8 protein-coding genes are annotated in these 8,529 nt (G+C 70.1%); 6 read left to right on the plus strand and 2 right to left on the minus strand.

The window, feature by feature from the left end:
* The first annotated feature begins 79 nt into the window (after positions 1-79).
* A complete protein-coding gene (locus IZR01_RS45985) occupies positions 80-1,000 on the plus strand; it encodes a hypothetical protein (RefSeq protein ID WP_194927507.1) in 921 nt (306 codons plus the stop codon).
* 61 nt (positions 1,001-1,061) lie between these two features.
* Here IZR01_RS45985 and IZR01_RS45990 read toward each other — a convergent pair whose 3' ends face one another.
* Complete coding sequence (locus tag IZR01_RS45990) at positions 1,062-1,712, minus strand: TetR/AcrR family transcriptional regulator (protein ID WP_194927508.1); 651 nt, start codon at positions 1,710-1,712, stop codon at positions 1,062-1,064.
* A gap of 73 nt (positions 1,713-1,785) precedes the next feature.
* Between IZR01_RS45990 and IZR01_RS45995 the strand changes: the two genes are divergently transcribed.
* Complete coding sequence (locus IZR01_RS45995; RefSeq protein ID WP_194927509.1) at positions 1,786-2,652, plus strand: oxidoreductase; 867 nt, start codon at positions 1,786-1,788, stop codon at positions 2,650-2,652.
* A 58-nt stretch (positions 2,653-2,710) separates the two neighbouring features.
* On the opposite strand, the gene IZR01_RS46000 is transcribed toward IZR01_RS45995, so the two are convergent.
* Positions 2,711-4,468: a N,N-dimethylformamidase beta subunit family domain-containing protein gene (locus tag IZR01_RS46000; protein ID WP_228555973.1), complete on the minus strand. Its 1,758-nt coding sequence runs from the start codon at positions 4,466-4,468 to the stop codon at positions 2,711-2,713.
* Between the two features lie 107 nt (positions 4,469-4,575).
* Here IZR01_RS46000 and coaE point away from each other — a divergent pair, with 107 nt between their 5' ends.
* From coaE to dprE2, 4 genes are all read left to right on the plus strand, one after another.
* Positions 4,576-5,205 (plus strand): dephospho-CoA kinase, encoded by a 630-nt coding sequence (coaE, locus tag IZR01_RS46005; RefSeq protein WP_194899037.1) that lies wholly within the window; start codon positions 4,576-4,578, stop codon positions 5,203-5,205.
* Between the two features lie 45 nt (positions 5,206-5,250).
* Positions 5,251-6,228, plus strand: a complete 978-nt coding sequence (locus tag IZR01_RS46010; RefSeq protein WP_323746698.1) for a decaprenyl-phosphate phosphoribosyltransferase — start codon at positions 5,251-5,253, stop codon at positions 6,226-6,228.
* Positions 6,229-6,257: 29 nt separating this feature from the next.
* Positions 6,258-7,661 carry a decaprenylphosphoryl-beta-D-ribose oxidase gene (gene dprE1, locus IZR01_RS46015; protein WP_194927510.1) on the plus strand — a complete coding sequence of 468 codons (1,404 nt, stop codon included), beginning with the start codon at positions 6,258-6,260 and terminating at the stop codon, positions 7,659-7,661.
* A gap of 67 nt (positions 7,662-7,728) precedes the next feature.
* Positions 7,729-8,484, plus strand: coding sequence for a decaprenylphospho-beta-D-erythro-pentofuranosid-2-ulose 2-reductase (gene dprE2, locus IZR01_RS46020; protein WP_194927511.1), 756 nt, complete (start codon positions 7,729-7,731; stop codon positions 8,482-8,484).
* Positions 8,485-8,529: the final 45 nt, after the last annotated feature.

Consider the following 8,529-nt stretch of genomic DNA (forward strand, 5'->3'; position numbering starts at 1 on the left):
GAGGGGGCGCGGGGCCGAGGGGCGTGGAGCCGGTCCGAAGGCTTCTCGTCGCACTCACCGATTCGATAGGTTGCCAAGCATGCGGACCCTTACGATCCCGGCCCCGGTTCCGGGCCCGGCCTCGGCACGCCGGACCCTGACACGCATATCCGCGCTCGGCCTCGCCTGCGCGGCGGCCCTGACGCTGGCCGCGTGCTCCGGCGGCGGCTCGTCGAAGAAGGGCTCGTCGAGCACCAGCAGCGCCGCCGGCTCGTTCCCCGGCGCCCAGTCGTCCAGCTCGGCGAGCACCCAGCCCAGCTTCGACCCGGCGGCCGGCCCCACGATCACCCCGGCCCAGCTGCCGAAGAACTGCGACGGCCTGGTCACCGACGCCGACATGCAGCTGGCCCTGGGCAGCCCGCTGAACGGCGGCGACTACTTCCAGCCGTTCCAGCCGACGGCCGCCAAGCAGCTGGGCCGGGTGGTGTGCCAGTACGGCGTCGTCCAGGACAGCACCGGCAAGATCACCAGCAACCAGGTCGAGATCCAGCTGGCCATCTACGCCGACGCCGCGACCGCCCAGAGCCACGGCGCCGCCACCGTCGGCACCCTGGCCGGCCAGGGCGACCAGTACGCGCCGATCTCGGTCGCCGGACACCCCGCCACCTACGTCACCGAAGCCGGCAAGGACGCGATCCTGGTGATGTACGACGGCAACCGCACCTACCTGATCACCACCCAGGAGGCGCTGATCAAGGGCGACGGCGCGAAGGCCTTCACCCTCAAGATCGCCGAGGCGATGTACAAGCACACCACGCCGACCCCGCCGCCCACCACGCCCAGCACCGGCGCCGGCACGCCGGGGTCGAACACCACGCCCGGCGTCCCGGCTTCGGGCGCTCCCAGCGCGCCTGCCGGGCAGCCTTCCGCGCCGGCCGGACAGTCTTCTGCCCCGGCCGGTCAGCCCTCGGCTCCGGCCGGTAAGCCTTCCGCGCCGCCGAGCTCCGCGCCCGCTGACTGACGGCTCGGTGCCCGCCGGGCAAGCTGCTCCGCCTGCCCGGTCAGCTTTCTGCTCCTGCCAGTCAGCCCTCCGCGCCGCCCAGCTCCGCGTCCGCCGGAATCCCCAGCGCCGCCAACCACACATGCAGCAGCGTCGCCGCCGCCGCATCCAGCGAACCGCCGCTGACCGTCGCCTGATAGAACGCGCGCTCAGTCATCCACACCAGCGCCGCCGCGACCGCCGCGGCGTCCCGCGGTCCGGGCCCGGCGGGTACGCCGGCGCGCTCGGCGATGCCGCGGGTGGTGTCGGTCAGCGCGACCACGGCTGAGCGCCATGCCTGGTCGATCGCCGGGACTGTCGGCGACAGTTCCACCGCGGTCCGCATCACCGTTCCGTGCTCGCGCCACATCCGCGCGGTCTGCTCGACGCCTTGGCGCAGGGCGGCGCCGGGGGCGCTGGCCCCGTCGGCGTCCGCCGCGTCCATCTCGGCGCGCAGCGTGGCCACGGTGCGTTCCACCAGGGCGGCCAGTACCTCGTTCTTCGAGCCGAAGTAGAAGTACAGCGCGCCCCTGGTGATCCCGGCCGCCTGCGCGATCGTCGCCACCGTCATGCCGTCCGCGCCCTCGGAGTCCAGCTGCTGCTCGGCGGCGTCGAGGATCGCGCGCTCGCGCAGGTCGCCCTTGGTCGGTGCCACCCGGCGGCTGGTCCGCGCCCCTCGTCGATCGTCCTCCATCCCGGCATGGTACCTGGTGCCGAGTATTTTTGACACTGTGCAGATTTTTCTCAGCGCTGTGTAGAATCGAGGCATGACCACGAACCCCACGCCCCAGACCTTCCTGATCACCGGCGCCAGCTCCGGCCTCGGCCGGGCCTTCGCCGAGGGTGCCCTCGCGGCCGGCCACACCGTGGTCGGCACCGTGCGCAAGGGTGCCGACGCCGAGGACTTCGAGGCGATACGCCCCGGGCGCTCGCTGGCCCGCCTGCTCGACGTCACCGACGACGACGCGGTGTTCCGGACCGTCGAGGAGATCGAGGCCGCCGTCGGGCCGATCGACGTCGCCATCGCCAACGCCGGATACGGCCACGAGGGCGTCTTCGAGGAGTCGACGATGACCGAACTGCGCGCGCAGTTCGAGGTGAACGTGTTCGGCGCGGTGGCCACGGTCAAGGCCGTACTGCCGCACATGCGGCGCCGCCGCCGCGGCCACATCCTCGGCGTCACCTCGATGGCCGGCCTGATCACGGTCCCGGGCACGTCCTTCTACCAGGGCAGCAAGCACGCCCTGGAAGGCATCCTGGAAACGGTCGGCAAGGAGGTCGCACCCTTCGGCGTACACGTCACCGCGATCGCGCCGGGCTCCTTCCGCACCGACTGGGCCGGCCGCTCCATGGTCCGCACCGACCGCTCCATCGCGGACTACGACCAGGTCATGGACCCGATCCGGGACCACCGCAAGGCCGCCGACGGACACCAGCTCGGCGACCCGCGCCAGGCCGCCGAGGCCGTGCTGAAGATCATCGGCGCCCCGAACCCGCCGGCCCACCTGCTCCTCGGCTCGGACGCGCTGCGCCTGATCACCAACGGCCGGGCCGCCGTCGACAAGGAGATCCAGGAGTGGGCCGACCTGACCCGCTCCACCGACTTCCCGGACGGCGCGCAGCTTCCCGGTTGATCGCCGTTTCCCAGCCGGCTGCCGTCCGCGGCGAGCCCCACTCCGACGTAACCGAGCCCTACTCCGACGTAGACGTCTTCGGCGGCCCGACCCCGACGTCACTCAGCGAGGGCGCCGTGGAGATCAACGCCTGCGCACTGGGCGCCGGCCGGTACATCGACGGATACCGCTTCCCGGCCGGCCCCTGCGCATACGTCCGCAGCACGTTGTCCGTCACCGCCGCCAACACGTGCGCCGTCCCCGGATCCACCGGCCGGTCCCCGCACATCTGCGCCATCTGGCAGTCCCAATACGTCATCCCGCCGGCGAACACCCCGGCGCCCGACGGATCCGTGTAGTAGGACATCGTCGCCATCGTCGACTGCCCGCTGAACACGATCGGCGCCGCGGCGATGACGTCGATGTCCGGCGGCGTCCCGCCGATGCTCTTCACCGTGTCGTACTCACCGGCCAGGGAGTTCTTCAGGTACTGGTCCTTGGTGACCCCGGTCCCGGCGAAGATCCAGGAGTCCGGTTGCAGTATCCGGAACGCCCCGCCGTCCGCCCCGAGCTCCCCATAGGCCGGACCCACGATGGAGTTCTCCGGCCGCTGCAACTGCGGGGAGTTCCAGAGCACCGTCGCCTGTGACGGATCGGACTTCGCCAGCGGGTCCTCGTTCGCGTACCGGTAGACCACCATGCGCCGGTCCGGACCCGACGGCGAGGGCTCCAGCCGCGCGTGCCAGTAGATCTCGTTCGCGCCGAAGAACCCGATGTTGGTGCCCTTGTGCCGGGCGTATACGGCCGCGTCGTACATGCGCCGCGTCCAATACTCGGAGTGCCCGCCGATCAGCAACGCCTTGTGCGCGGCGACCTGGCTCGGCCGCTCGTCCACGTCGATGTCGGTGGTGTAGTCGACGTCCAGCCCGAGCTTTTCCGCCTCTTCCGCCAATGGGATGTCGTATAGAAACGGCGCGCGATAGCCGTCACCGTTATAGGGACGGTCGAAGGAGGCCACGCGGGAGCGGTCGGTGCGCTTCGAGGACAGGTCCTTCGGGCCGTAATAGAGGCTGTACCGCCCGTAGTTGTTGTACGCCTGGTACGTCAGGACGGAGGCCTGTAGAAGCAATGGAGAACTCCCGCTGCCGGGCGGTCCGTTGCCGTCACTGTCGTCCCGGATGATCAGCGGGATCGCGTCGCCGTCATCGTGCGGTTTGGCCCGTATCACGATCAGGTAGTAGCCGGGCGTCCAGGCCGCGGTGACCGGGATGCGTTCGGCGACCGGCCAGGAGGCCTCGACCGTATAGGTGGGCGCTCCGGAGTTCTTCACAGGACTCGCGATGACCGGGACGTGCGAGGTGCTCCACACCACCCGCCCGCCGGTGCCGCCGTACCAGCCCATCCGGTAGGCGGTGACGGAGGCGGAGGACACGTACCCCGACAGGTGAAGCTCAAGGGTGTCCCCACAGGCCGCGCTCACCTGGTTCAGGTACCCGGCGACCACCGAGGTGTCCGCGTCGAAGCTGGACCGCCACGAGGAGTCGCCCGGCTTGGCGTTCTCGATCTTGCTCCAGCCGGCCGGGCGGCGCACCGTCGCGCACGGGGCCGAGGACGGCTTGGTGCGGTCCGCAGGGAGGTTCCCAAAGGCGTCCGACGCCTCCGGGGTCTGCGTGGCGATCTTCACCGGCGGCCCGGCGCTGCCCGCGGACGGTGCCGAGGCCCCGGTGCAGGCGTAACCGAGGGCGAACACCGCTGCGCCCGAGACGGCGGAAACGGTGACAGTCTTCCAGCGCGCCGTCCGTGGTGCGTCCACCGCTGCGGTATCCCGCTTGTCCATTCGCTTCCGTTCCAGACAGTGACCCAAAGCGTGCAGCGCCACGTTAGCCTTCTGCGGACGGCGACCGCGAACAGGGCGCCGACAGCCCAGCCGAACGGAGCCCGCCCATGCAGAACGCCAAGCCGACCACGCTCAGTGTCGGCCTCACCGGTGGCATCGGTTCGGGCAAGAGCGAGGTCCTGACCAGGCTCAAGGCCCGCGGAGCCACCGTGGTCGACGCCGACCTGGCGGCCCGCCGGGTGGTCGAGCCGGGCACCGTGGGCTATGACGCGGTGGTCCGGGAATTCGGTTCCGAGGTGGTCGGCCCGGACGGCGCCCTGGACCGGGCCAAGCTGGGCGCCGTCGTGTTCGCCGACCCGGCCCGGCGGGCCGCGCTGAACGCGATCGTGCACCCGCTGGTCGGCGAATTGATGGCCGAATGGGCGAATAGCGCCCCGGACGGGGGCATCGTCGTCTACGATATTCCGCTGTTGGTCGAGGGTGGGGCGGATCGCGGTTACGCGGCCGTGATCGTGGTCGACGCCGACGACGAAGTCCGTTACGCACGACTGCTTGCCAACCGTGGTATGTCCCGACAGGACGCGGCCGCGAGGATGGCGGCGCAGGCGTCGCGTGAGGAACGTCTGGCGGCGGCGGATTACGTCATCGCAAACAACGGGTCGCTCGCAGACCTCGATCAGGAAACGGACCGGGTGTGGTCCGAACTAGTAACCCTCCGCGATTCAACCATCCGATAGGTTTGCCCGGTGACATCCCTCCCCACGCAGTCTGCTGAGCCGCAAGTGTCCGAGCCCCAGCCCGCGACGGGTCCCGCCACCGTCACCGAAGCGGCCGATGCCCCCGTCGAGCAGCGCAAGCGTCCGCCGTTGCCGGTCGCGTTGGTGCTGGCCGCGCGGCCGCGGCAGTGGGTCAAGAACGTGCTGGTGCTGGCCGCGCCGCTGTCGGCGGCCAAGCTCGGCCACGCCGACGTGCTGCGTACCTCGGCGATCGCCTTTGTCGCGTTCTGCCTCGCGGCGTCGTGCATCTATTTCGTGAACGACGTGATGGACGTGGAGTCCGACCGTCGTCACCCCAAGAAGCGTTTCCGTCCGATCGCGGCCGGGTGGGTGTCGATTCCGCAGGGCCTGGCGGCCGGTGCGGTGTGCGGCCTGGCCGGGTTGGGCGTCGCGGCCATAGCGAACTGGACCACGGTCCTGGTGGTCGCGGTGTACATGGCGTTGCACATCGTGTACTCGATGTGGTTCAAGCATGTGCCGGTGCTGGACTTGGCGATGGTGGCCTCGGGCTTCCTGCTGCGGGCCATCGTCGGTGGTGTGGCGGCGAATTTGGAGCTGTCGCAGTGGTTCCTGTTGACGACCGGCTTCGGTTCGTTGTTCATGGTGGCTGGTAAGCGGTATTCGGAGATGGTGGTGATGGGCGAGGAGGCCGCCGCCTCCCGCAAGTCGCTGAAGGAGTATTCGCAGTCGTACTTGCGTTTCGTGTGGCAGGCCGCGGCGACCGTGACGATGGTCACCTACTCGCTGTGGGCGTTCCAGCTGGCCTCCACTCCCGACATCGCGCACAAGTCGGCCAAGCCGTGGCTGGAGATCTCGGTCATCCCCTGGGTCTTCATCTTCCTGCGCTACTCGATGTTCATCGACAACGGCAAAGCAGGGGAGCCCGAGGACGTCGTCCTGAAGGACCGCGTCATCATGGGTATCGGGGCCGTGTGGCTCGTCGTCTTCGCCACCGGCGTGATCCTGGTCGGCGCGCGCGGCTGAGACCGCCGGCGGCAGTACTGAGAGTCGAAATGAATAGGGACGTGAGAGACGTGGCCGTGCCACAACAGAGTTCAACCGACGGGGTGCACGCCGAGCGCCTGTACGGCTGGGGCATGACCAGCCCCTCGGTCGCCGACGTCGCCGACCCCACGGCGGTCGAGCAGCTGGCCGAACTGGTCACCGGTGCCGGACCGCGCGGCGTCATCGCCCGCGGCCTGGGCCGCTCCTACGGCGACCCGGCGCAGAACGGCGGCGGCCGGGTGGTGCGCACCACCTCGCTGAACAAGATCCTGAACATCGACATCGAGCACGGGATCGTCACCGCGCAGGCCGGGGTCAGCCTGCACCAGCTGATGGGCACGATGCTGCCGCTGGGCTGGTTCGTCCCGGTCACCCCGGGCACCCGCTACGTCACCGTCGGCGGCGCGATCGGCGCCGACATCCACGGCAAGAACCACCACAGCGCCGGCTCCTTCGGCCAGCACGTCCTGTCGATGGACCTGCTCGGCGCCGACGGCCAGATCCGCACCCTCACCCCGGCCACCGAGCCCGAGCTGTTCTGGGCCACCGCCGGCGGCATGGGCCTGACCGGCATCGTCACCCAGGCCACCATCGCCTTCAAGAAGGTCGAGACGGCCCGGATCAAGGCCGACATCTGGCGGGCCCCGGACCTGGACGGCGTCCTGGCCGAACTGGCCGCCACCGACGACAAGTACCCCTACACGGTGGCCTGGATCGACTGCCTGTCCACCGGCCGCAACCTCGGCCGCTCGGTCCTGACCTGCGGCGACTTCGCCAAGCTGGACGAGCTGCCGGCCAAGGTCCGCAAGGACCCCCGCAAGTTCTCCCCGCTGTCCCTGGGCAAGGTCCCGCCGGTCCCGGTCAGCGGCCTGCTGAACAAGATGACCGGCCGCGCCTTCAACGAGATGTGGTTCCGCAAGGCGCCGGTCCGCAAGGAAGGCGTGATCCAGGGCGTCGGCGCCTTCTTCCACCCCCTGGACGGCATCATGGAGTGGAACCGCGTATACGGCCCGGCGGGCTTCCTCCAGTGGCAGTTCGTGATCCCCTTCGGCACCGAGGACACCCTGCGCCAGATCGTCGAGCGGATCTCCGCCCACGGCGCCCCCGCGGCCCTGACCGTCCTCAAGCGCTTCGGCGAGGGCAGCCCCGGCTACCTGTCGTTCCCCGCCAAGGGCTGGACCCTGGCGCTGGACTTCCCGACCAACACCCCGGGCCTGGCCCAGCTGCTGGACGACATGGACGAGAAGGTCCTGGAGGCCGGCGGGCGCCTGTACCTGGCCAAGGACTCCCGCATGCGCCCGGAACTACTGGCGGAGATGTACCCGCGCCTGGAGGCGTTCCGCAAACTGCGCGCAGAGATCGACCCGCACCAGGTGTTCATGTCGGACCAGGCGCGCCGCCTGCACCTGTAGAGGTTTCACGGTGTCGTAGTCGGCGCCTCCCGCACCTCTACAGCCCCAACGGATAGGAACTACAGCTATGAAGGACTCCCTGGGCGCGCCCCAGTCGCTGCTGGTACTCGGCGGCTCCTCGGACATCGCCATGTCCACCGCCCGCAAGATGGCGGCCGCCCGCACCAAGAAGATCTACCTCGCCGGCCGCCCCTCCCAGCGCATCGAGGACAACGCCGCTGAACTGCGCACCCTCGGCGCCACCGTCGAGGTGATCCCCTTCGACGCCGCCGCCACCGACGACCACGACAAGGTCCTGTCCCAGGTGTTCGCCGCCGACGACATCGACGTGGTTCTGCTGGCCTTCGGCGTCCTCGGCGACCAGGCCGAGGACGAGAAGGACCCGGCCCGCGCCGTGGCCGTGGCGCACGTGAACTACACCGGCGCCGTCTCCAGCGGCATCATCGTGGGCCAGGCCCTGAAGAAGCAGGGCCACGGCTCCCTGGTGGTCCTGTCCTCCGTCGCCGCCGAGCGTGCCCGCCGGGCCAACTTCATCTACGGCTCCTCCAAGGCCGGCCTCGACGCCTTCGCCCAGGGCCTGGGCGACAGCATGGTCGGCACCGGCGTCCACGTCATGGTGGTCCGCCCCGGCTTCGTCGACACCAAGATGACGCAGGGCAAGGAGAAGACCCCCCTGTCCACCACCCCCGACGCCGTCGCCGACCTGATCATCACCGGCCTGCGCCGCGGCTCCCACACCGTCTGGGCCCCCGGCGCCTTCCGCTACGTGATGTCCGGCCTGCGCCACGTCCCGCGCCCGCTCTTCCGCCGCCTGCCGATGTAGCGCACGGCTGCCTTCTAGCGGCGCGCGCCGGGATCACCATCCCGG

Source organism: Catenulispora pinisilvae, assembly GCF_015356865.1.
Taxonomy (GTDB): Bacteria; Actinomycetota; Actinomycetes; order Streptomycetales; family Catenulisporaceae; genus Catenulispora; species Catenulispora pinisilvae.

What these genes read in the sequence shown, in the direction of transcription:
- IZR01_RS45985 (WP_194927507.1), top strand. Translation starts at nt 80, where the DNA reads ATGCGGACCCTTACGATCCCGGCCCCGGTTCCGGGCCCGGCCTCGGCA.
- IZR01_RS46000 (WP_228555973.1), bottom strand. Translation starts at nt 4,468, where the DNA reads ATGGACAAGCGGGATACCGCAGCGGTGGACGCACCACGGACGGCGCGC.
- IZR01_RS45995 (WP_194927509.1), top strand. Translation starts at nt 1,786, where the DNA reads ATGACCACGAACCCCACGCCCCAGACCTTCCTGATCACCGGCGCCAGC.
- dprE2 (WP_194927511.1), top strand. Translation starts at nt 7,729, where the DNA reads ATGAAGGACTCCCTGGGCGCGCCCCAGTCGCTGCTGGTACTCGGCGGC.
- dprE1 (WP_194927510.1), top strand. Translation starts at nt 6,258, where the DNA reads ATGAATAGGGACGTGAGAGACGTGGCCGTGCCACAACAGAGTTCAACC.
- coaE (WP_194899037.1), top strand. Translation starts at nt 4,576, where the DNA reads ATGCAGAACGCCAAGCCGACCACGCTCAGTGTCGGCCTCACCGGTGGC.
- IZR01_RS45990 (WP_194927508.1), bottom strand. Translation starts at nt 1,712, where the DNA reads ATGGAGGACGATCGACGAGGGGCGCGGACCAGCCGCCGGGTGGCACCG.